Annotated in this window: 20 protein-coding genes; 12 read left to right on the forward strand and 8 right to left on the reverse strand. The window is 71.5% G+C overall.

What is annotated here, in order from left to right; translation table 11 throughout:
* Positions 1 to 64 precede the first annotated feature (64 nt).
* The gene (locus JT1_RS15195) at positions 65 to 478 is read left to right on the forward strand and encodes a helix-turn-helix domain-containing transcriptional regulator (protein ID WP_082807768.1); all 414 of its coding nucleotides are present in this window, start codon (positions 65 to 67) and stop codon (positions 476 to 478) included.
* A gap of 4 nt (positions 479 to 482) precedes the next feature.
* Here the strand turns inward: JT1_RS15195 and JT1_RS15200 are convergent, their stop codons facing one another.
* On the reverse strand, positions 483 to 980 hold the full coding sequence (locus JT1_RS15200) for a hypothetical protein (RefSeq protein WP_211596858.1): 498 nt from the start codon (positions 978 to 980) through the stop codon (positions 483 to 485).
* A 98-nt stretch (positions 981 to 1,078) separates the two neighbouring features.
* Between JT1_RS15200 and JT1_RS15205 the strand changes: the two genes are divergently transcribed.
* From JT1_RS15205 to JT1_RS15220, 4 genes are all read left to right on the forward strand, one after another.
* Positions 1,079 to 4,462, forward strand: a complete 3,384-nt coding sequence (locus JT1_RS15205; RefSeq protein WP_068328387.1) for a DEAD/DEAH box helicase family protein — start codon at positions 1,079 to 1,081, stop codon at positions 4,460 to 4,462.
* 21 nt (positions 4,463 to 4,483) lie between these two features.
* Complete coding sequence (locus tag JT1_RS15210; protein ID WP_068328391.1) at positions 4,484 to 5,269, forward strand: hypothetical protein; 786 nt, start codon at positions 4,484 to 4,486, stop codon at positions 5,267 to 5,269.
* 78 nt (positions 5,270 to 5,347) lie between these two features.
* The gene (locus JT1_RS15215) at positions 5,348 to 5,755 is read left to right on the forward strand and encodes a DUF1801 domain-containing protein (protein WP_068328393.1); all 408 of its coding nucleotides are present in this window, start codon (positions 5,348 to 5,350) and stop codon (positions 5,753 to 5,755) included.
* A 1-nt stretch (position 5,756) separates the two neighbouring features.
* Entirely contained in the window at positions 5,757 to 6,338 is a 582-nt protein-coding gene (locus tag JT1_RS15220) for a GNAT family N-acetyltransferase (protein WP_068328395.1), read from the forward strand.
* A 25-nt stretch (positions 6,339 to 6,363) separates the two neighbouring features.
* On the opposite strand, the gene JT1_RS15225 is transcribed toward JT1_RS15220, so the two are convergent.
* The gene (locus JT1_RS15225) at positions 6,364 to 7,635 is read right to left on the reverse strand and encodes a DUF2786 domain-containing protein (protein WP_068328400.1); all 1,272 of its coding nucleotides are present in this window, start codon (positions 7,633 to 7,635) and stop codon (positions 6,364 to 6,366) included.
* Between the two features lie 186 nt (positions 7,636 to 7,821).
* Positions 7,822 to 8,724, reverse strand: coding sequence for a LysR family transcriptional regulator (locus JT1_RS15230; RefSeq protein ID WP_068328402.1), 903 nt, complete (start codon positions 8,722 to 8,724; stop codon positions 7,822 to 7,824).
* Positions 8,725 to 8,817: 93 nt separating this feature from the next.
* Between JT1_RS15230 and JT1_RS15235 the strand changes: the two genes are divergently transcribed.
* Complete coding sequence (locus JT1_RS15235) at positions 8,818 to 9,054, forward strand: hypothetical protein (RefSeq protein WP_068328404.1); 237 nt, start codon at positions 8,818 to 8,820, stop codon at positions 9,052 to 9,054.
* A gap of 100 nt (positions 9,055 to 9,154) precedes the next feature.
* On the opposite strand, the gene ppdK is transcribed toward JT1_RS15235, so the two are convergent.
* The 4 genes from ppdK to JT1_RS15255 all read right to left on the reverse strand — a co-directional run bounded on the left by ppdK (position 9,155) and on the right by JT1_RS15255 (position 14,335).
* Positions 9,155 to 11,872, reverse strand: a complete 2,718-nt coding sequence (ppdK, locus tag JT1_RS15240) for a pyruvate, phosphate dikinase (RefSeq protein ID WP_068328408.1) — start codon at positions 11,870 to 11,872, stop codon at positions 9,155 to 9,157.
* A 123-nt stretch (positions 11,873 to 11,995) separates the two neighbouring features.
* Positions 11,996 to 12,490, reverse strand: coding sequence for an SRPBCC family protein (locus JT1_RS15245; RefSeq protein ID WP_068329377.1), 495 nt, complete (start codon positions 12,488 to 12,490; stop codon positions 11,996 to 11,998).
* A 13-nt stretch (positions 12,491 to 12,503) separates the two neighbouring features.
* Positions 12,504 to 12,992 (reverse strand): GNAT family N-acetyltransferase, encoded by a 489-nt coding sequence (locus JT1_RS15250; RefSeq protein ID WP_068328411.1) that lies wholly within the window; start codon positions 12,990 to 12,992, stop codon positions 12,504 to 12,506.
* Positions 12,993 to 13,126: 134 nt separating this feature from the next.
* Positions 13,127 to 14,335, reverse strand: a complete 1,209-nt coding sequence (locus JT1_RS15255; protein WP_068328413.1) for an MFS transporter — start codon at positions 14,333 to 14,335, stop codon at positions 13,127 to 13,129.
* Positions 14,336 to 14,397: 62 nt separating this feature from the next.
* Here JT1_RS15255 and JT1_RS15260 point away from each other — a divergent pair, with 62 nt between their 5' ends.
* The 4 genes from JT1_RS15260 (at position 14,398) to JT1_RS15275 (ending at position 17,924) form a co-directional block, all read left to right on the forward strand.
* Positions 14,398 to 14,871 carry an SRPBCC family protein gene (locus JT1_RS15260; protein WP_068328415.1) on the forward strand — a complete coding sequence of 158 codons (474 nt, stop codon included), beginning with the start codon at positions 14,398 to 14,400 and terminating at the stop codon, positions 14,869 to 14,871.
* A 265-nt stretch (positions 14,872 to 15,136) separates the two neighbouring features.
* A complete protein-coding gene (locus JT1_RS15265) occupies positions 15,137 to 15,940 on the forward strand; it encodes a hypothetical protein (RefSeq protein WP_082807706.1) in 804 nt (267 codons plus the stop codon).
* A gap of 80 nt (positions 15,941 to 16,020) precedes the next feature.
* Positions 16,021 to 16,830, forward strand: a complete 810-nt coding sequence (locus JT1_RS15270) for a crotonase/enoyl-CoA hydratase family protein (protein WP_068328420.1) — start codon at positions 16,021 to 16,023, stop codon at positions 16,828 to 16,830.
* On the forward strand, positions 16,827 to 17,924 hold the full coding sequence (locus JT1_RS15275; protein ID WP_068328424.1) for a GNAT family N-acetyltransferase: 1,098 nt from the start codon (positions 16,827 to 16,829) through the stop codon (positions 17,922 to 17,924). Before JT1_RS15270 ends, JT1_RS15275 begins: the two co-directional genes overlap by 4 nt.
* A gap of 21 nt (positions 17,925 to 17,945) precedes the next feature.
* Here JT1_RS15275 and JT1_RS15280 read toward each other — a convergent pair whose 3' ends face one another.
* Positions 17,946 to 19,247, reverse strand: coding sequence for a saccharopine dehydrogenase family protein (locus tag JT1_RS15280; protein ID WP_068328427.1), 1,302 nt, complete (start codon positions 19,245 to 19,247; stop codon positions 17,946 to 17,948).
* A gap of 148 nt (positions 19,248 to 19,395) precedes the next feature.
* Here JT1_RS15280 and JT1_RS15285 point away from each other — a divergent pair, with 148 nt between their 5' ends.
* Both JT1_RS15285 and JT1_RS15290 read left to right on the forward strand, forming a co-directional pair.
* Complete coding sequence (locus JT1_RS15285) at positions 19,396 to 19,683, forward strand: hypothetical protein (protein WP_176573195.1); 288 nt, start codon at positions 19,396 to 19,398, stop codon at positions 19,681 to 19,683.
* Positions 19,684 to 20,907 (forward strand): cupin domain-containing protein, encoded by a 1,224-nt coding sequence (locus tag JT1_RS15290; RefSeq protein WP_068328431.1) that lies wholly within the window; start codon positions 19,684 to 19,686, stop codon positions 20,905 to 20,907. It abuts the gene before it with no gap.
* Position 20,908 lies beyond the last annotated feature (1 nt).

A 20,908-nucleotide genomic window follows, 5' to 3' on the forward strand; every position in this document is an offset into this window, starting at 1 on the left:
TCCGTGCGAACTCTTCCGGCACGCGTAACATCAATGGTACGTTTGACGGGAAGGGGTGACCGACATGAGCAGTGCATTCTGGGACGACCTGTCCCGCGATCTGGAGGACCCGGAGTTTCGTCAGGCGTACATCGCCGAATCGGTCCGCATCGCGACGATCGACTCCGTGGTCAACGCCTTGGATGAGGCGCGCGAGGCCGAGAGCCTGAGCAAGGCTGAGCTGGCGCGCGCGCTTCACACCGAACCGGCGACGATGCGCCGCCTCTTCACCTCGGGCGGTGCCAACCCGACGCTCGGCACACTGGCTGAGGTCGCCGCGGCGGTGGGTATGCGGATCACGGTCGAGCCGATGTCGGAGGAGGAGCGCGCAGTCGTGACCAAGCCGCTGAGGGACAAGCGGTTCACTGCCACCAAGCGTTTCGCCCGGGAGATCCACCGCATCCGTGCCACGTCGTTGAAGCACACCGTGGGGCGCTGACGGGTCAGACGACCGACCTCGGGTTGCGGCTGAAGTACTCGTCTCCGAGGGTCCGGACCTGCGCGTAGTCGGAGTCGGTCAGCGCGGTCCTGAATGGCTTGTCTCTGCCGTCGATGACCACGAGCAGAGGATTGTGGCGGCCCTCGGCTTCGTAGTCCAGGCGGCAGAAGAGGCGGTAGTGACGTCGACCCGGCCCGTCGACGCGCACCTCGAACCAGCCGGTCATCTCGCCGTGCATCGCCTCCCAGTAGCCACCTCCGGCGAACCTCTTGGGCGGGGCCTCCGCCACGGCCCTCAGGGCGGCGCGCGCAGTAGCCCGCACCTTCGTCGGCCAAGCATTGAGGGCTTCGCGGCCGGGCGTCCGCCGGTGAGGGTCGTCGGTCGGGTGCCGGCGGAAGAAGACGATCTCGTGCACGGCATCGGCCGAAGGCCGAGCGTGCGCCACGGCCGGAGCGGGGGCCGACGCAGACTTCTTGCGGCGCTGGCGACGGTCCGGACTCATGACGTCCATCTTGGCTCCTCACGCCGACAGCGTCGGTGCCTCCCACCGGTCCTGACCATCTGACACTCTGGGTCAGGGGCATCGAGAGAGGAGATCAGGTGAGCAACTTCGCCTTCATCAAGGCCGAGTGGCCGAGCGTCCACGCCGACTGCGTGCGCGCCGAGTCCTACCTCGCGAGCGACCCGAGGACGGCGTGCTTCTACGCGCGGCGCGCGACCGAGGACGTCGTGCACCACCTCTACGACCTCATGGCGCTGCCAGTCCCCTACAAGGACGACCTCGCGGCCCGGGTCAACGAGCCCGGGTTCAAGGCGAAGACCGGGCCATCAATCACCCAGAAGCTCAACCTCGTCCGCAACCTTGGCAACAAGGCCGTCCATGACGCCACGCCGATCCCTGCACACGCGGCGCTCACCTCCCTTCGCGAGCTGCACCACATCGTCATCTGGGCCGCCTTCCGCTACTCCACGTCCCCCAGCTCCGTGCCGATGGGCACGGCCTTCGACCCGGGGCTCGCGCAGAAGACTGCGCCGCTCACCCGCGACGAGCTGATCAAGCTCGCGGCCAGGATCAAGGCCCAGGACGAGGCCCATGCCGCGCAGCTTGCGGCCAAGGACGAGTTGGCGGCCGCCAAGGACGCTGAGATCGAGCGTCTCAAGGCCGAGGTTGCTGCCGCTCAGGCCGCCAAGACGCAGACCGTCGACACCCATAACTACGACGAGGCGCAGACCCGCAGCGACCTGATCGACCTGCTCCTCGGCGAAGCCGGCTGGCCACTCGCCGAACCCCGGGACCGTGAGTACGAGGTCTCGGGGATGCCCAACGAGTCGGGTGCCGGCTACGTCGACTACGTGCTCTGGGGTAGCGACGGGCTGCCCCTCGCCGTCGTCGAGGCCAAGCGCACCACGAAGTCCGCGGGCATTGGTCAGCAGCAGGCGAGGCTCTACGCCGATCGGCTCGAGGCGGAGTTCGGCCGCCGCCCGATGGTCTTTTACACCAACGGGATGCAGCACTGGCTCTGGGACGACGCCAGCGCCTATCCGCCGAGAGAAATCCAGGGCTTCTTCACCCGGGACGAGCTCGAGCTGCTCATCCAGCGGCGGCAGACCCGACGTCCGCTCGCCGGGGAGGGAGTGAACCCGGACATCGCCGGTCGGCCCTACCAGGTGCGGGCCATCGCTGCGGTGGGCGACGCCTTCGACCGCAGACAACGTGACGCCCTGCTCGTCATGGCCACCGGCTCCGGCAAGACGCGCACGACCATCGCCCTCGTCGACCAGCTGATGCGCGCCGGCTGGGTCAAGCGCGTGCTCTTCCTCGCCGACCGCACGGTCTTGGTGAGTCAGGCGGCCCGGGCGTTCACCGAGCACCTGCCCGACGTGGCGACCGTCAACCTCGTGACCAACAGGAGCGGTTCCGGGCGGGTCTACGCCTCGACCTACCCGACGATGATGAACCTCATCAACGAGCTCTCCGACGACGCCGACCCGAGCGTGGTCAAGCGGAAGTTCGGCCCCGGGTACTTCGACCTCGTCGTCATCGACGAGGCCCACCGGTCCGTCTACCAGAAGTACGGCACCATCTTCGACTGGTTCGACGGTCTGCTCGTCGGGCTCACTGCCACACCCAAGGACGAGGTCGACCACAACACCTATCGACTCTTCCACCTCGAGGACGGCGTTCCCACCGACGCCTACAGCCTCGACGAGGCCGTCGCCGACGGCTATCTCGTCCCGCCGAAGGGAGTCTCCGTCGGCACGAAGTTCCTCCGTCAGGGAATCCGCTACGACGACCTGAGCGATGAAGAAAAGGACCAGTGGGACCTGCTGGACTGGGGCGAGGATGGCCCGCCGAGGGAGGTGGGCGCCGAAGAGCTCAACCGCTTCCTCTTCAACGAGGACACCGTCGACAAGGTGCTCGCGACGCTCATGGCGGACGGATACAAGGTCGCTGGCGGTGACCGGCTCGGCAAGACGATCATCTTCGCCAAGAGCCAGCAGCACGCCGACTTCATCCAGCAGCGCTTCGACATCGCGTGGCCCGAGTACGGCGGGCAGTTCGCGCGGACGATCACGCACGGCACGCCCTACGCACAGAGCCTCATCGACGACTTCTCGGTCCCCGGCAAGGCGCCGCACATCGCGATCTCGGTCGACATGCTCGACACGGGGATCGATGTGCCCGACGTGGTCAACCTCGTCTTCTTCAAGGTCGTGCGGTCCAAGAGCAAGTTCTGGCAGATGATCGGGCGAGGCACCCGCCTGCGACCGGGCCTCTTCGGACCCGGGCAGGACAAGCAAGACTTTCTCGTCTTCGACTTCTGCGGCAACCTCGAGTTCTTCAGCCAGGACCTCCCGGGCTCCGAGGGATCGCTGCAAAAGTCCCTCACCCAACGCCTGTTCGAGGGACGAGTTGCCCTGATCACCGCACTGGGTCGGACGAAGGGGGATGCCTCCCTTCGCGCGTCGGCGGCGGACCTCCTGCACCGAGCGGTCGCTGGGATGAACCTCGACAACTTCCTCGTCCGCCCGCACCGCGAATGGGTCGAGCGCTACGGGGAACGCGCCGCGTGGGACTCCGTTTCGATCGAGGAGGCCAACGACCTCGTCGAGCATCTGGCCGGCCTCCCGTCGGGTGTCCGGGACGACGACGAGGATGCGAAGCGCTTCGACCTCGTCATCTTGCGACGCCAGCTAGCCCAGTTAGACGGCGACCTCGTCCTTGCCGAGCGGCTGCGCGAGACCGTCCAAGAGGTCGCGGTCGCGCTGCTGGGCAAGACGGCGATCCCATCCGTGGCAGCCCAGGGCGAGCTCCTCGAAGAGCTCGCGAGCGACGAGTGGTGGGTCGACGTCACTCTGCCCATGCTCGAGCTCGCCCGGCTGCGGGTCCGTGACCTCGTCCGTCTCATCGAGCGCACCAAACGCAACCCGGTGTACACGGACTTCGCCGACGAGCTCGGCGACGCTACCGAGGTGGCGCTGCCGGGTACGGTGCCCGGAACGGACATGGAGCGCTTCCGCGCCAAGGTTGCGGCCTACCTGCACCAGCACGAGAGCCACGTCGCCCTGCAGCGTCTCCGTCGGAATCGTCAGCTGACGACTGCCGACTTGTCGTCACTCGAGCAGATGCTGGAGGAGAGCGGCGCCGGCGGCCGGGCTGACCTTGATCGTGCGGTTGCGCATTCCCACGGCTTGGGTCGTTTCGTGCGCTCGCTCATCGGGCTTGAACGCGAAGCGGCGATGGAGGCCTTCGCCGACTATCTGGACGGCACGCGCTTCGACGTGCACCAGGTGCGGTTCGTGAGCCTGATCGTCGACGAGTTGACGTCCAACGGGAGCGTCGCGCCGGGGCGGCTCTTCGAGTCCCCGTACACGGACCATGCGCCCACCGGACCCGATGATCTCTTCGACGAGACGCATGTCGACTCGATCGTGGAGATCCTGCGTGAGGTCGATGGTCGCGCCGAGGCCGTGGGCGCATGAGATTCACGAAGGTGGCATGACATGCCCAAGCGAATGATGTGGGTGTCCTGGGAGGACGGTGCGGACCTCAGCCACTCGCGCAAGAGCCCGGGAGACTTCAGTCCGCTGACGCGGGACAGTGGCAACAACCTGGGGCACGTGGTTCTTGAATCCATCGTGGAAGACGACGAGGAGCAACCGACCGGAGAACCCCAGACGGTGTACATCTACGTCGATGAGACGGCGGAGACGACCAAGACTGACCAAGACGAAACGGCAGAGCTCGTGGCTGCCCTCTTGGTGATAGGCGTGGCGGTGGCCATTGAGAGACGGACGGATATCGCCCACTGGTGGCACGAAGCCGCACGGCCGACGCTCACTCGAGTGAGGCAGCGGATCCGGCGGCCACGACGTTGGCGCCGGCGGGAGACAGGCACTGCGCTCGCGCCAGAGAACGTTCGTGAAGCCGCTGAGGACGTGGCTCAAACCCTTGAGGCCTATCGCGCCAGCATGGGCAGCGAGGAGGCCAGGGACCGGCTCGTGGCCGCGCTGATGGCCAAGCAGTTCGCGGACGAACAATTCGCCCTCCTGAGGAACGCGCGCATCGAGGATCCAGACGCCCAGAGCGCGTCAACCGCCGCTCTCGAAGCCGTCACAGATGAGGAGTTGGAGGCAGCTCTCGAACGGTTGTTGGAGCACAACCCATCGCTTCTGGAATCGTGCGAACTCGCCCATATCGGTAATTCGTTGACCAGTGCAGTTGTGGTCAGCGTCCCGAGACGTCGGCAAGCAGTGGGGAGAGAGCCCGACAGACCGTCAGAAGGGTGAGAGGAACCGCGCCGAGGACTGAAGTGAGAGACGATGAGCCTGACCACGGCGGACACCTCACAGCCCTACCCTCCTCGTATGGCCGACGACCGCAAGACCAAGCCGACCGATGCCTCTGCCGACGAGCTCATCGCGGGGGTCGAGGACGAGCGGCGCCGGGCTGACGCCGAGCAGGCGATCGCGCTCGTGCGCGAGGTGACCGGCGTGGAGCCGGTCGTCTGGGGGCCGTCGATGATCGGCTTCGGCACCCAGCCGTACACGACGGCCGACGGCAAGGAGCACGAGTGGTTCAGGGTCGGGCTCGCCCCGCGCAAGGCGGCGCTGACCTTCTACGGGTTGACCTTCTACGGGTCCAACGGGGACCTGCTCGAGCGCCTGGGCACGCACACGACCGGCAAGGGCTGCCTCTACGTCAAGCGGATGTCGGACGTCGACGAGTCCGTGCTGCGCGAGCTCGTCGAGCGATCCTGGGGCGCTGGTGCCTGAGATGGTCTGGCCCCGGCAAGCCGGGCCGCTCTCCCTCCGCCCTCCGGCGGCCGAGGACATCGAGCAGGCGCTCACGTGGCGCAACAGCCCCGAGGTGACGCGCTGGCTCCTGCTCACCACCGTCGATCCGGTGACGTACGCCCGCAGCTGGCTCGCCGAGGACCCGGACAGCATCGGGGTCGCGGCGCACGTCGACGGGCAGCTCGTGGGCACGGGTTCGCTCGACATCGCGGACGCGATGGGTCAGGTGCACGCCGGCGAGCCGATCTGGCGACGGGCCCAGGGCAGCATCGGCTACACGATCGACCCGGCCCACGCGGGCCGCGGCCACGGGACGCACCTCGCCCGCGCCCTGCTGTCGATCGCCTTCGACGACCTCGGGCTGCACCGCGTGACGGCGGGCTGCTTCGCCGACAACACCCCCTCGTGGCGGGTCATGGAGCGGGTCGGCATGCGGCGTGAGCAGCACGGGGTCAAGGACTCGTGGCACGCCGAGCTCGGCTGGGTCGACGGCTACACCTACGCGATCCTGCGCGAGGAGTGGGTCGAGGTATCAGGGGTCGAAGGGCCGCGGACCGGATAGGCGGTCGCCAATACCTCGACCGGGGTCAGTGCCGTCCCTCCACGGCACCGCCCCCGCTCAACGACGCCCGGTCGGCTGCCGCCTGGCCGGAGAACCACCCTTCGCCGTCGCTGACCGTCGTGGAGCGCGCGGCGCGCAGGTACGGGAAGTGCTCGTCGACGGCGTCGTCGACGGCCTCCCTGCGCTGCTCGAGCAGCGGGACGAGGTCCGTGCCCGTCGACCCGTGGCGTTCCCCGGCAGCGGTGGCGACCTCGGCGTCCACGACCTCCCGCAGCCGCTCGCCGATGCGGTGGGCGAAGGCGACGAGGAAGGACCGGCGGAAGGCAGCCGTCCGTGAGCGACCGCGCGCGTCGGTGCGCTGACCGTGCTGGGCCATCGCCGTGGTCGCCTGCACGAGCAGCGAGGTGAAGAGCGTCTCGACGGCGTCGAGGTCGTCGTGGTGCCCGATGAGGGTGGCGTACCCGAGGTCCTTGGTCCACACGGCGCGGGCGGCGTTGGCGGCGGCGATGCCGGAGAGGAGCGAGACCTTGGGGGACTCGTAGGGCCCCTCGATCCCGACCCGTCGCAGGCCCGGGGCGTCGGACGTGGGCGTGCTCGCCGCGAGCAGGGCCGCGTCGATGCTGTGGCGGGCCATGAGCGCCTGGGCGCCCGCGGTGAAGGTCTCCGCCTCCGCCTCGAAGGTCGTCGACTCCGCCTTGGCGAGCAGGGCCCGCACCCGCTCGAGGACGCGTGCGTCGACGTGCGAGGAGGGCCGACGGGAGGAGGGGTGGGCCTGTCCCGGGAGCGGGCCGATCTGCTCGATCCGGGGCACACCCCAGATCGCCGCGATGAGCTCGACCGCGCCCCGGACCACCTCGGGCCAGGAGTCGCGGGCACCGCGCGCCGCCGGGTAGCTCTCGTGGTCCGGCCACCAGACGCTCGCCCCGATCGCCTCCATCTGGGTCCACCAGTCGGGGTCGACCGTGGCCCGGGCGTAGGGGCGAAGGTGGTACGCCATCGCGTCGCCGAGCAGGGACGCGGCCGGCGCCTTGGTGGAGCGGGTGACGTGGCGGTGCAGGTCGACGGGCTGCCAGCCGCGCTCGAAGGCCAGGCCGACCCGCTCGGCGAGGATGCTCAGGATCGCCCACCCCGCGCACTCCCGGTCGTACCGCGTGCGGGTGTCGTCGACGAGCTGCGCGATGGACCGCTCGGCCGTCCGCGTGCGCCGGTTGGACCACGCGCTCGCCCCCTGCATGACCCGGTCGGCCATCTCCGCGATGTCCGCCTCGCGGTCGCGGCCGATCCCGAAAGCCGTCACGTCATCCCCCTTCGTCGTGGTCGTGTGGACACCTTGGCACGCAAGGCCTGCCGCCCGCTCCGACCACTGTGGACGAAGGGGGAGGAGACGCTCAGCAAGACTTCTTACGGGTTCGCACGAGTTTTAAACCCTTGCGAAGGCGAGGTTTATCGGGTGACCCGATAAACCTGAGGCGTATGTGGCGGGTCACCCCCGCCGAGCCGACGCCGCGGCGATCTGCTGGAGCATCTCCACCGCGAGGCGGGCGGCCTCGTTGGTCTTGGCCACGGGCGCGGTCAGCGCGACGATGTCGCGCACGGGGTTGGGGTTGGTCAGGCGCAGCCGCCGCACGGTCTTGGGGATCGTGCGGGCGGCGAGGTCGGGGACCACGGTGATGCCCACACCGGCTGCGACGAAGGCGGTCGCCGTGTAGTGGTCCTGCGCCTCGACCCTGTACCGCGGCCGGAACCCGGCTGCGCGGCAGGCGCGGTCGACCATCTCCTGGGTGATGCCGGCGGAGATGTCGTTGCTGATCCACGGGTCCTCGGCCAGCTCGGCCAGCTCGACGCGCCGCCGCCCGGCGAGCCGGTGGTCGGCGGGCACGAGCGCGACGAAGTGGTCGGTCATGAGCGGTGTGACGAGGTACCCCGGCCGGATCGAGGTCGTCGGGTCGTCGGGCACGACGTCGATGTCGACCGGCGGCGCCTCGCCGGGCGGGTAGCCCTCGGTGAGCACCATCTGCAGGGTGAGCTCGGGCAGCTTCGACTGGAGCCGCTTGGCCAGCTGCGGCATCCACCGGGACCCGGCCGACGCGAAGTACCCGATCGACAGCGAGCCGGTGCTCCCTGCGCGCAGGTCGTCGACGACGGCATCGACACGTTTCAGCTCGACCATGAGCCGCTCGCTCTCCGCGGCGAGCGTGTGCGCGGCCGGGGTCGGCTGGATCCCGCGACCGTGGCGGGTGAAGAGTGTGAGCCCGGTCTCCTTCTGCAGGGCGGCGATCTGCTGGCTCACGGCCGACGGGGAGTACCCCAGGTGCCCCGCGGCCGCCCCCACCGAGCCGGAGGCCATGACGGACAAGAAGATCCGGAGCCGGTGCGCGTCGACCATGCCCCGCACCCTAGCCGATCGTGAAGCAAAACTGCACGAACATGTATAAAACTGAATTGGATAAAAATAGTTGAAGGGAGCAAGATTATCGACATGGAGAAGCTCTGGATGACCTACATCAACGCCCTGCGTCCCGCCGCCAACCGCCACTGGGGGGCCGGCCCGGACGCCGACCACCACCGCATGGCCGCGGAGCTCGCCGCCATGTCCCAGGACGAGACCCGCAGCACGCGCGGCCCCGCCGCCTCGGCCACCTCCGGCCCCGCGTACCACGCGCCGTACGACCAGCGGATGGCCGACCGCTTCCACCCCCTCCTCTCCACGCGCTGAGCATCCCCCGCCCGGGGGTGATCCAGCCCGGGCGGCACGACGAAGGGGAGGCCCCGCACCTGACCAGGTGCGGGGCCTCCCCTTCGTCGTGCCCGTGCGCTCAGCGCGTGCCGACGTCGTCCTTGAGCACGACCGCGCGACCAGCCTCCAACCGCGCGACCGGCACGCGGAAGGGGGAGCAGCTCACGTAGTCCAGACCCGCGTCGTGGAAGAAGTGGATCGACTCCGGGTCGCCGCCGTGCTCGCCGCAGACGCCGGTCTTGAGGTCGGCCTTGGTCGAGCGGCCCTTCTCCACACCGATCCGCACGAGCTCGCCGACGCCGATCGCGTCCAGGGTCTCGAAGGGGGAGATGGTGAGGACGCCGTTCTCGAGGTACTTCGGGAAGAAGGCGGTCTCGACGTCGTCGCGGGAGAAGCCCCACGTCGTCTGCGTCAGGTCGTTGGTGCCGAAGGAGAAGAAGTCGGCGGTCTGCGCGATGCGGTTGGCCGTGAGGGCGGCGCGCGGCAGCTCGATCATGCAGCCGATCGGGATCTCGATCGACTGGTTGTGGGCCTCGGCGACCTCGGCGATGATCTCCTCCGCCTGGCGCCGCACGATGACGAGCTCCCGGTTGGAGCCGATGAGCGGGACCATGATCTCCGGCTGCGGGTCCTTGCCCTCCTCGCGCAGACGCACGACGGCCTCGGCGATCGCGCGGATCTGCAGGCCGAAGAGGCCCGGGATCTTCAGCCCGAGGCGCACGCCGCGCAGACCGAGCATCGGGTTGGACTCGTGGATCGCGCGCACCGCGTCACGCAGCGCCCGCGTCCGCTCGACCTCCGGGCCGCTCTCGCCCCGCTCGTCGGCCAGGGCGACCTCGACGGTCAGGTCGGTGAGGTCGGGCAGGAACTCGTGCAGCGGCGGGTCGATGAGACGGATCGTCGTGGGCAGCCCGTCCATCGCGGTGAGCAGGTCGACGAAGTCCTCGACCTGCGCCGGCAGCAGCTCCGCCAGCGCGGCCTCGCGCTCCTCGTCGGCCTCGGCGAGCACGACCCGCTCGATCTGCTGGCGCCGGTCCCCGAGGAACTGGTGCTCGGTGCGGCACAGCCCGATGCCCTCGGCGCCGCGGTCGCGGGCACGCTTGGCGTCCTCACCGGTGTCGGCGTTGGCGCGCACGCGCAGGCGGCGGCGGGCGTCGGCGTGCTGCAGCACGCGGTCGACGGCCTCGATGAGCTCGCGGGTCTCGTCGTCGTCGGCGATCGTGACGGCGGCCTCGACGCCCTGCGAGATGTAGGTCATGACGGGGGAGTCGACGACGTGTACGTCACCGAGGAAGACCTCACCGGTCTTGCCGTCGATGGCCAGGGTGTCGCCCTCGCGGACGACGTGCTCGCCGACCCGGATCTCCTTGGCGGCCACGTCGACGACGAGGTCCTCGGCGCCGACCACGGCGCACTTGCCCATGCCGCGCGCGACGACGGCCGCGTGCGAGGTCTTGCCACCACGCGCGGTGAGGATACCGGCCGCGGCGATCATGCCGGGCAGGTCCTCGGGGGAGGTCTCGCGGCGCACGAGGATGACCGAGCTGCCCTCGGCCTGCTTGGCCTCGGCGCTGGCGTTGTCGAAGGCCACCGCGCCGACGGCGGCGCCCGGGGAGGCGCCCATGCCGGTCGCGATGAGGGTGCGCTTGGCCTCGCGGTCGAACTGCGGGAAGAGCAGCTGGCCCAGCTGCTCGCCGGTCACGCGCTCGAGCGCCTCGTCCATCGTGATGAGGGCCTCGTCGACGAGCTGCGTGGCGATGCGGAAGGCGGCGCCGGCGGTGCGCTTGCCGACACGGGTCTGCAGCATCCACAGCTTGCCGCGCTCGATGGTGAACTCGATGTCGCACAGGTCGCGGTAGTGCGTCTCGAGACGGCGCATCGCGGTGCGCAGCTCCCGGTAGGCGGCCGGGTCACGGTCCTCGAGGTCGGTGAGCGCGAGCGTGTTGCGGATGCCGGCGACGACGTCCTCGCCCTGGGCGTTGGGCAGGTAGTCGCCGTACACGCCGGAGTGGCCGGAGGAGGGGTCGCGGGTGAAGCAGACGCCGGTGCCGGAGGTGTCGCCGAGGTTGCCGAAGACCATGGCCTGCACGTTGACCGCGGTGCCGAGGTCGTCGGCGATGCGCTCGCGGCGGCGGTAGAGCTGGGCGCGCTCGGTGTTCCAGCTGCGGAAGACGGCCTCGATCGCCATGTCGACCTGACGGCGCGGCGTCTGCGGGAAGGGGTTGCCCGTCTCGTCGAGGACGATCTGCTTGAACTCGGCGACGACGGCCTTGAGGTGGTCCGCGGTGAGGTCGACGTCGGCCTCGACCCCGGCCTCCTGCTTGTGGGCGTCGAGCACGTCGGAGAAGCGCTCGGAGTCGATGTCGAGCACCGTCTTGCCGAACATCTGGATGAGGCGGCGGTAGGAGTCCCACGCGAAGCGCTCGTCACCGGCGAAGGAGGCCAGCGACTGCACCGTGTCGTCGTTGAGCCCGACGTTGAGGACGGTCTCCATCATGCCGGGCATCGAGAACTTCGCCCCGGAGCGCACGGAGAGCAGCAGCGGCTCCTCGGAGTCGCCGAGCGTGCGGCCGATGAGGTCCTCGACGTCGCGCAGCCGCTGGGTCACCTCGACCCGCACCTCGGGCGGGACGCGTCCCTCGGTGAGGTAGGCCCGGCAGGCCTCGGTCGTGATCGTGAAGCCCGGGGGGACCGGCAGACCCAGCTTGACCATCTCGGCGAGGTTGGCCCCCTTGCCGCCGAGGAGGTCCTTCTGGTCGCGATCGCCTTCGCTGAACATGTGGACGTACTGACTCACCGGGTGCCTCCCAAGACGCGTGCGCTGAACCCGCCCACTATGACAGGCACCAGGGGTCGGGTCGTGGTCGGTTCCTCGTGGCAGGACGAAGGGGGGACCCCCGCATCCCGTCGTGGGGCCGGGTCAGGCTCCTTCGAGCTCGACCTTGAGGCGGTCGAGGGTGCGGCGGATGTTCCCCGGCTGGTACTCGGCGAAGGTCCGCCCGCCGGTCACGACGCGGTCGAAGACGCGCGCCACGCCGTCGGGCCAGCGCCGGTCGTCGGTCCACGTCTCGGTGACGAGGGTGCCGCCGGCGACCGGCTCGAAGCGGTACTCCCACGTTGCGATGGCCGCGGCGAGGACCGGGCGCCTGCCGCCGATGCGGTGGACACGGAAGGCGAAGCGCTCGCCCGGGTCGGCGGCGGTGACGGTGCACTCGGTCGTCCACCGCGCCCGACCGCGGCGGTTGCGCCCGACGAAGGAGCTGCCGACGGTGACCGGGCCGTCCGTGGCGGTCCGGCCGCCGGTGTTCTCCGGGCTCCACCGACCCATCTGGGTGATGTCGCTGACCGCCTCCCACGCCGTCATCGGGTCGACGGCGATCGTCACGGTGCCGGACGCGGTGCGGGGTCGCTGCATGGTGCTCACGCTGTCACAGGTCCAGGCCGTCGCCGTCGAGCCGGTAGGTCTCCCACTCGCTCTGGGGGCTCGCGCCGAGCGACTCGTAGAACTCGATGGACGGGGTGTTCCACCGCAGCACGGTCCACTCCAGTCGTCGGTAGCCGCGGGCGCGGCACTCGTCGGCGAGCGTCAGGAGCAGCGCCTTGCCCAGGCCGGACCCGCGGTGCGCGGGCTCGACGTACAGGTCCTCGAGGTGGATGCCGTTCTTGCCGGTCCACGTCGAGAAGGTGAGGAACCACAGCGCGATCCCGACGACGCGACGCTCCTCCCCTTCGCCTCCTACTGCGACATGGCAGGCGGCGCTCGGGGTGCCCTCATCGGGGAAGAGCGCCGCCACGAAGTCGGCCTCGGTCGCCTCGACGGCGTCGGGCTCGCGCTCGTACTCGGCGAGGTCGTGGACGAGGCGGAGGATGTCGGGCACGTCCGCGGCGGTCGCGGGCCGGATGTCGGGATGGCGCATGGCCCGACTCTAGGAGCCCGCCCCCACGCGCTCCCTGAGGAGGACCCCGCCCGCTCCCTGAGGAGGTCGCGCAGCGACCGTCTCGAAGGGCGTTCCCTGAGGAGGTCGCGCAGCGACCGTCTCGAAGGGTGCCCTCAGTCCAAGGTCGTGCGCCGCCGGTGGACCCGAAGCGACAGGAGCAGCACGAGCAGGCCGGCGGCGGACAGGCCCGCGCCGACGAGCGAGGGCGCCTGCCAGCCCCAGCCGGCGGCGAGGACGACACCGCCGAGCCAGGCGCCGAGCGCGTTGGCGATGTTGAGCGCGGCGTGGTTGCCGGCGGCCCCGAGCGTGCGGGCGCGGCCGGCGACCTCCATGAGCCGCAGCTGCAGCGCGAGCACGAAGGCCGAGACCGAGATGCAGATCAGCAGCAGCACGACGGCGGCGGGGACCGGCGAGTCGGCGGCCCGGGCGAAGGCGGCGAGGGAGAGCCCGGTCGCGATGGTCGACCCGACGAGGGTGCGCAGCACGGAGCGGTCGACGAGGCGCCCGGCGACGACGGTGCCGACGAGACCGCCGACGCCGTAGACGAAGAGGTAGACCGGGACGGCGTCGGCCGGCAGGCCGGTCTGGTTGCGCAGGATCGGCGAGATGTAGGAGTACATCGCGAAGACGCCGCCGAACCCGATCGAGCCCACGAGCAGGGTGAGCCACACCTGGGAGTCCTTGAAGGCGGCGAGCTCGCTGCGCACCCGCGCCTCCCGGTCGGCGGCCTGGTGCGGGACGAGGAGCTGGACGAGCACGGCGGTGAGGACGCCGGTCGCCGCGACGAACCAGTACGCGGAGCGCCACCCGGTCTGCTGCCCGAGCCAGGTGGCGAAGGGGACGCCGGCGACGTTGGCGACGGGGATGCCGAGCATGATCCGGCTGACCGCCCACCCGCCGCGCCCGACCGCCACGATGTCGAAGGCGACGATCGAGGCGATGCCGAAGAAGGCCCCGTGCGGGATGCCGCTGATGAACCGGGCGAGCATGAGCACGCCGTAGCCGCTGGCCAGCGCGCTCAGCGCGTTGCCGATGGCGAAGAGGATCATGAGCCCGACGAGCAGCTCGCGCCGGGGCAGCCGGTTGCCGAAGACCGCGATGACCGGCGCCCCGATGACGACGCCGAGCGCGTACGCCGAGATCGTGTGGCCGGCGCGGGGGATCGTCGTGCGGATGCCCTCGGCGATCTCCGGCAGGAGACCCATGGTGACGAACTCGGTGATGCCGATCCCCACGCCGCCGAGCACGAGCGCGGCCAGCGCGACCCCGACCGGCCGAGCGGTGGACGCGGTCCGGGACGAAGGGGGGATCACGCCGGACATCCTCCCCCAGGCTCGACGCCGTCCCGACCTCGACGGCACCCGCGGCTGCCTAGGCTCACCCCATGACGACCACGCAGAACGCCCCGCTCCTGACGTCCGAGATCGACATCGACGCGACGCCCGAGGCGGTGTGGCGCGTCGTCGCCGACCCACGGGCCCACGGTGGCCTGAGCCCCCAGGTGCTGCGCACCCACATCGTCGGCGACCGGCCCGTGGGCCTGGGCACCCGCATGGTCAACCTCAACCGACGCGGTCTGCTCGTGTGGCCCACCCGCGCCAAGGTCGTGCGCTTCGAGCCCTCGAAGGAGTTCGCGTTCCGCGTCAAGGAGAACGCGGCGATCTGGTCCTTCTCGTTGTCCCCCAACGGTTCTGGCGGTACGAAGGTCGTCCACAGCCGCGAGGCGCCGGACGGCACGACCCAGGTCTCCCGCACGCTGCAGGACAAGGTCCTGGGCGGCGTCGAGTCCTTCGACCGCGAGCTCGAGCTCGGCATGGCCCAGACCCTCTCCCGCCTCAAGTCCCTGCTCGAGGCCTGATCGGCGAAGGGGGGACCGCCCCCCTTCGTCCGTCCGGAAGACCCCCGCAGGGATGGGTACTTCTCCCCATCGACCGGCACCTCGGCCGGCTCGTAGATTCATCGGTGTCAGACGGGATGGGGATCCTCGGATGGCACCGACGCGGGACCCGCAGGGGGTCCCGGGGTTGACCGCAGGGCGGGACTCCGCAGGGGGAGTCCCGCCCTTGCGTGTGTCCCCACGACGATCCGTGTCGCGCCGGCCCGGATTGTGTGACGATAACCCCATGTCGACACCATCAGCAGGGGGTCCGAGCGGCCCGAACGTCCCACCGCCGCCCGGTAGCGGAAACTTCGGCCAGACGCAGCCGCCGTCCGGTCAGTTCAACTCCCCGGGCCAGGGGTACACCGGACCGCCGCCCCCCGGCCAGGGGTACACCGGACCGCTGCCCGGTCAGGGCTACGGCGGTCCCGGCCCCGGTGGGCCCGGCGGGCAGCCGCCGAAGAAGGGCATGGGCAAGGGCCTGCTCGCCGGCATCGCCGGCGGCGTGGCGCTCCTGCTGCTCCTGTGCTGCATCGGTGGCTTCCTCATCGCCCGCGGCGACGACGACGAGTCCTCGAGCACGACCACCTCGTCGGTGACGTCGAGCGAGTCGACGACGCCGAGCTCGACCACCGAGTCGACGACGGAGAGCTCGACGAGCGAGCCCACCACCGAGTCGACCACGGAGAGCTCCACGAGCGAGCCCTCGAGCGAGACGACGAGCGCCGGCGGTGGCGCCAGCTTCCCCGACTCCTTCGACGGCTGGACCAAGGGCCAGACCTCGGACGCGGGCGGCCAGGAGACGGCGGTCTACACCAAGGGCGGCGACACCATCTCGGTCGTCATCTCCGACTCGGTCAAGCCGGCCGACTTCGAGGCGATCTGGGACAAGGACGAAAAGGTCGGGGACCACCACTGCGGCACGCTGCGCTCCACGCAGCAGTGCGCCGGCGAGTCCGGTGGCACGACCTACCTCGTCACCTCCGCGAGCAGCGACTCCGCCAAGGAGGTCTCGGCGATCCTCGGCAAGCTGCTCGACACCGTGTGATCGACGCGTCACCGATCGAGAGAGGGCCCCGTCACCCGACGGGGCCCTCTCGTCGTGCCCGGCGCCATAGGGTGGACGCCATGGCACGGCACATCACCACCTCCATCGACGAGGGCATCGCCCAGGTGCGTCTCGCGCGGCCGGACAAGCTCAACGCGCTGACGCTCGACATGCTCGACGACCTCGTCGCCACCGCCCACGGCCTGCGTGCCGACCGACGGCTGCGCGCCGTCGTGATCTCGGGTGAGGGGGACGCCTTCTGCGCCGGGCTCGACTTCGGCTCGGCGATGAAGGACCCTCGCGGCATCGCGCGGCGCTTCGTGCCGCGACCGTGGCGGGGGACCAACACCTTCCAGGAGGCCCCGTGGGCCTACCGGCGGCTGCCGGTGCCGGTCATCGCGGCAGTGCACGGCCACTGCCTCGGTGGCGGGCTGCAGATCGCGCTGGCGGCCGACTTCCGCATCGCCCGCCCGGACTCGACGTGGTCGGTGCTCGAGGGTGCCTGGGGGATCGTCCCCGACATGTCGGGCGTGCACGCCCTGTCCCAGCTCGTCGGTATCGATGTCGCCAAGAAGCTGTCGATGACCGCCGCCAAGATCTCGGGGGAGCGGGCCCACGAGCTCGGCCTCGTCACCGACCTCGCCGACGACCCGGTGGGGGCCGCGACCGAGCTGGCGCGTGAGCTCGCCGAGCGCTCGCCCGACGCGCTCGCGGCGACCAAGCGGCTCTTCGACCGGACGTGGACCTCCGGTCCCCGGCGGGCATTCGCCCGCGAGCGACTCGAGCAGCTCCCGCTGCTCCTGGGCCCCAACGCCGCCCGAGCCCGCAAGGCCAACCTCGAGCGCACCGCCGCCGAGTACCTGCCCCGCCAGCGTCGCCTCGTCCCGTGAGCGGCGGCCCGCAGCAGCAGACCGGCTTCCTCCCGATCGTCCCGGAGGGTCTCCCCGAGGGGTGGACCACCCGCGTCCCCGACGAGGGAGACGTCGAGGACCTCATCGCCCTCGTGTCCACCGCCAAGGAGGCCGTGGACGGCTCCGGTGCGGTGGAGGAGGAGCTCGTCGCCAGCGAGGCCGTGGGCGAGGCGTCGTGGACGCGGCGCCAGGTCGTCGTCGTCGACCCGGCCGGGGCGATCAGGCTCTGGGCCCGCGTGCACGACCGCGCCGCCGGTCGCTGCAACATCGACCTGACGACCGACCCCGCGCTGGGTGCCGAGGTCGAGGAGCAGCTCGCGCCGTCCGTCCTCGCCTGGGCGGAGGAGGTCGCCCTGAGGATCTCCCGCGGTCGCGGTCTCGGGGGCACGCGGCTGGACATGTCTGTGCACGAGGACGACGAGCGCCTGCGGGGTCTCCTCGCGGCCGACGGGTTCGAGCACGTCCGCACCTGGCTGCAGATGAGGCGGCCCACGCAGCCCGGCGACGAGGAGCTGCTCGAGACGCACCGGCGCGAGGGCGTCGTCGTGCGCCGGGTGGCCCGGCGCGAGGACGGCACGCCGGTGGCGGCCGACCTGCAGGCGGTCTACCGGATGATCGAGGAGTCCTTCGCGGACCACTTCAACTCCTACCGCGAGTCCTTCCCGGAGTTCCTCGCCCGGCTGCGCGAGGCGCCCGGTCACCGGTGGGACCACTGGTGGATCGCGGACATCGAGATGGAGGGGCAGTGGGTCCCCGGCGGAGCCGTCGCTGCGGCGGTCCTGCCGCCCGACGCGTCGGGGACCGAGGGCACCTACATCGACTACATCGGCGTGCACCGGCTGGCCCGCGGGCGCGGGGTGGCCAAGTCGCTGCTCCACGCGGTCATTGCCGACGCCGCGGCGCGCGGCCGCAACCGGGTCTCCCTCGAGGTCGACGCCGACAGCCCGACCGGGGCGGACGGCATCTACGAGTCCATGGGGTGGGTCACCCGCTACCGGACCGAGTCGTGGCAACGGGACGTGCTCGCCGAGGGCATCGACGCGCCCGTCCCACAGGCCCGCCTCGACGAGTAGCTCGCCGGGGCCGGGCGCGCGTCAGTCGAGGACGCGGGTGGTCTCGATCGTGAAGTCGTGGGCGCGCAGGCGCTCGACGAGCGGGGCAGCCATGGCGACCGCGGGGGTGAGGACCCCCCCTTCGCTGTCGAGGTCGTCGAGGGCGAGGCAGAGCGCGGCCTGACCGAACATGATCGCCGTGCCGCTGTAGCCCGGGTCCGCGTCGGCGGCGACCGTCGTCGCGTACCGGGCGCCGGTGGTCGTGCTCGCGACCACCTCGACGGCGAAGCGGCCCCGGGTCCGCGACTCCTCGTCGGGACCCTCTCCCGGGGCGGGCAGGAAGCGGTCGACGACCTTGCGCGTCGGGCCGAAGGCGAGCCCGCCGACGAGGCCGAGCAGGCCCACCGTCATGCCGGTCGCCGCGAAGGGGGCCTTGGCGCGGGTGCCGAAGTCGGTCACCTCGTGGTAGCGGAAGGCGCGTCCGTAGCGCCAGCCCAGGAGCGCGTTGGAGCGGCGCACGACCCGGGTGTTGTACGAGGCCATGATGAAGGGGCCGGTCCAGTGGCCGTCCTCGGTGCGCCGGACCGGCAGACGGGAGCCGAGGCGGCCGAGGACGCTGCGGACCCGGCCGCGCTGCGCGGCACCGGCGGTCGGCACGCCCGCGCGGTCGGCGCGGGTCGGCTCCGCCGACCGGTCGGGGCTCAGGGCGTAGGGGTCGGCGATCGCCCGGCGGTCCTCCGGGGACTCGCTGGCCGCGATGACCTGGGTGCGCATCGAGTCGATGGTGCCGCCGGAGAGACCGCCCTTGAGGCGCCGGACGAAGAGCACGGTGTCGGTCAGCTCGCCGGCGTCCTCGGCGGCGGCCACCCGGGCGGTCTCCCAGACCGCGAGGTCGGACGGGACGGAGTCGAAGCCGCAGGAGTGCACGATCCGGGCACCGGTGCGGCGGGCCAGGTCGTGGAAGGCCTCGGCGCTGTCGCGGACGAAGAGCACCTCGCCGGACAGGTCGGCGTAGTGGGTGCCCGCCACCGCACAGGCCTTGACGAGCTCCCGCCCGTACCGGGCGTACGGCCCGACCGTCGTGGCGACGACGCGCGCGTGCTCGGCCAGGTCCGTGCAGGCCCCCGGGTCGGCGAGGTCCACGACGAGCCGGGGCCACTCGGCGGCCCGCCCGCCGAGCTCCGCGGCGAGCGCGTCGAGACGGTCACGGGAGCGGCCGGCGAGCGCGATGCGCAGCCCCTCCGGGGCGTGGTCGCGCAGGTGGCCCGCGGTAAGGCGCCCCACGAAGCCGGTGGCCCCGACCAGGACGATGTCGTACTCACGAGCGGCGGCGGACGAAGTCATGCTCTCGACACTAACCGCATTGCCCGGCAGGGACATTCGCGTCCTGTGCGCACGTCGTCACGGGGTGAGGGTTCCCTCCGGGGGTCGACTCCGCTAGGAAGGGGGGAGGCGGTGCGCCGCACCGTCACCGACGACGAAGGAGAAGCACATGACGCAGCCTCCGAACGAGACTCCCGACGTTCCCGAGGAGGCCATCGGCGGGGTGCCCACCGAGGCGCCCACGACCGGTGGCGACGGTGGCGCGGACGGCGCAGCCGGAGACGGTGGCGCGGACGGCGCGGCCGGTGACGGTGGCGCGGACGGCGCGGCCGGTGACGGTGGCGCGGACGGCGCGGCCGGTGACGGTGGCGCGGACGGCGCGGCCGGTGACGGTGGCGCGGACGGCGCGGCCGGTGACGGTGCTGCTGGCGATGGTGGCGCCGACGGCGGTGCCTGAGTGACCCCACGCGAGGAGGCCGGTGCCCCGACGGGCACCGGCCTCCGCCGCGTCACGGACCTCGGCCCCGAGGACTTCGCGCGGGCCTGGGGACGCGAGCCCCGGCACGTGCCCGCCGCGGCCCTCGGCAGCGACTTCGTGGACCTGCTCGACACCCCGGCCGTCGACGACCTGCTCTCCCGGCGCGGCCTGCGCACCCCCTTCCTGCGGGTGGCGCGGGAGGGGCAGACGCTGGCCGACGCGGAGTTCACGCGCGGCGGTGGCGTCGGGGCGGGCGTCGCGGACCAGCTGGACGACACCGCGCTGCTGCGGCTCTTCGCGGAGGGCCACACGCTCGTGCTCCAGGGGCTGCACCGCACGCACCCGCCTGTGCTGGACTTCGCGCAGGACCTGGCTGCGGACCTCGGGCACCCCGTGCAGGTCAACGCCTACGTCACCCCGCCGCAGAGCCGCGGGTTCGCCGCGCACTACGACGTCCACGACGTCTTCGTGCTCCAGTGCGGCGGTGAGAAGACCTGGCGCCTCCACCCGCCCGTCCTCGAGCACCCCCTGCGCACCCAGCCCTGGCAGGACCGCCGAGCCCCGGTCGAGCAGGCGGCGCAGGAGCAGCCGCACCTCCTCGTCACGCTCCGGCCCGGCGACGTCCTCTACGTCCCGCGCGGCTGGTTGCACGCGGCCGAGGCGCTCGGCGGCGTGAGCACGCACCTCACCGTCGGCGTCCACGTCTGGCACCGCGGACACCTCGCCGAGGCCGTCCTCGACGCCGCACGGAGGGGGGTGGCCGCCCTCGCGGAGGCGCGGACCCCCCTTCGCCCCGGGGTGGACGTCGCCGACCCCGACGACCTCGTCGACGACCTCGCCGTCGTCCGCGCTGCCCTGCTCGACGCGGTCGCCGCCGTCGACGAGGCGGCCGTCGCGGCCCAGCTCGCCCGCCGCCAGCGCGCCGCCCAGCGCCCGGCGCCCGTCGCGCCCGTCGCCACGACCGAGGCCCTCGCGGGTGAGCCGGTCGTCGTCCCCCGGGAGCACCTGCGCGCCGCCCTCGAGCCCGACGGGGAGGGTGCGGTCCTGGTGAGCCGGGCCGGCCGCCTGCCCCTGGACGCGTCCGAGGCCGACGCCGTCACGACGTGGCTGGCGGCCGAGGAGCCTGCCCGGCTCGACCCGGCGCTCGCGCGGCGCCTCGTCGTGGCCGGGGTGGCCGTCCCGCTCACCGCTCCGCCCGCGTAGG

Source organism: Janibacter terrae NBRC 107853 (assembly GCF_001591405.1).
Lineage (GTDB): Bacteria > Actinomycetota > Actinomycetes > Actinomycetales > Dermatophilaceae > Janibacter > Janibacter terrae.

Coding starts and splice junctions, on each gene's coding strand:
- JT1_RS15195 (WP_082807768.1), top strand. CDS start 65: ATGAGCAGTGCATTCTGGGACGACCTGTCCCGCGATCTGGAGGACCCG.
- JT1_RS15200 (WP_211596858.1), bottom strand. CDS start 980: ATGAGTCCGGACCGTCGCCAGCGCCGCAAGAAGTCTGCGTCGGCCCCC.
- JT1_RS15210 (WP_068328391.1), top strand. CDS start 4,484: ATGCCCAAGCGAATGATGTGGGTGTCCTGGGAGGACGGTGCGGACCTC.
- JT1_RS15215 (WP_068328393.1), top strand. CDS start 5,348: ATGGCCGACGACCGCAAGACCAAGCCGACCGATGCCTCTGCCGACGAG.
- JT1_RS15220 (WP_068328395.1), top strand. CDS start 5,757: ATGGTCTGGCCCCGGCAAGCCGGGCCGCTCTCCCTCCGCCCTCCGGCG.
- JT1_RS15230 (WP_068328402.1), bottom strand. CDS start 8,724: ATGGTCGACGCGCACCGGCTCCGGATCTTCTTGTCCGTCATGGCCTCC.
- JT1_RS15235 (WP_068328404.1), top strand. CDS start 8,818: ATGGAGAAGCTCTGGATGACCTACATCAACGCCCTGCGTCCCGCCGCC.
- JT1_RS15245 (WP_068329377.1), bottom strand. CDS start 12,490: ATGCAGCGACCCCGCACCGCGTCCGGCACCGTGACGATCGCCGTCGAC.
- JT1_RS15250 (WP_068328411.1), bottom strand. CDS start 12,992: ATGCGCCATCCCGACATCCGGCCCGCGACCGCCGCGGACGTGCCCGAC.
- JT1_RS15255 (WP_068328413.1), bottom strand. CDS start 14,335: ATGTCCGGCGTGATCCCCCCTTCGTCCCGGACCGCGTCCACCGCTCGG.
- JT1_RS15260 (WP_068328415.1), top strand. CDS start 14,398: ATGACGACCACGCAGAACGCCCCGCTCCTGACGTCCGAGATCGACATC.
- JT1_RS15265 (WP_082807706.1), top strand. CDS start 15,137: ATGTCGACACCATCAGCAGGGGGTCCGAGCGGCCCGAACGTCCCACCG.
- JT1_RS15270 (WP_068328420.1), top strand. CDS start 16,021: ATGGCACGGCACATCACCACCTCCATCGACGAGGGCATCGCCCAGGTG.
- JT1_RS15280 (WP_068328427.1), bottom strand. CDS start 19,247: ATGACTTCGTCCGCCGCCGCTCGTGAGTACGACATCGTCCTGGTCGGG.
- JT1_RS15285 (WP_176573195.1), top strand. CDS start 19,396: ATGACGCAGCCTCCGAACGAGACTCCCGACGTTCCCGAGGAGGCCATC.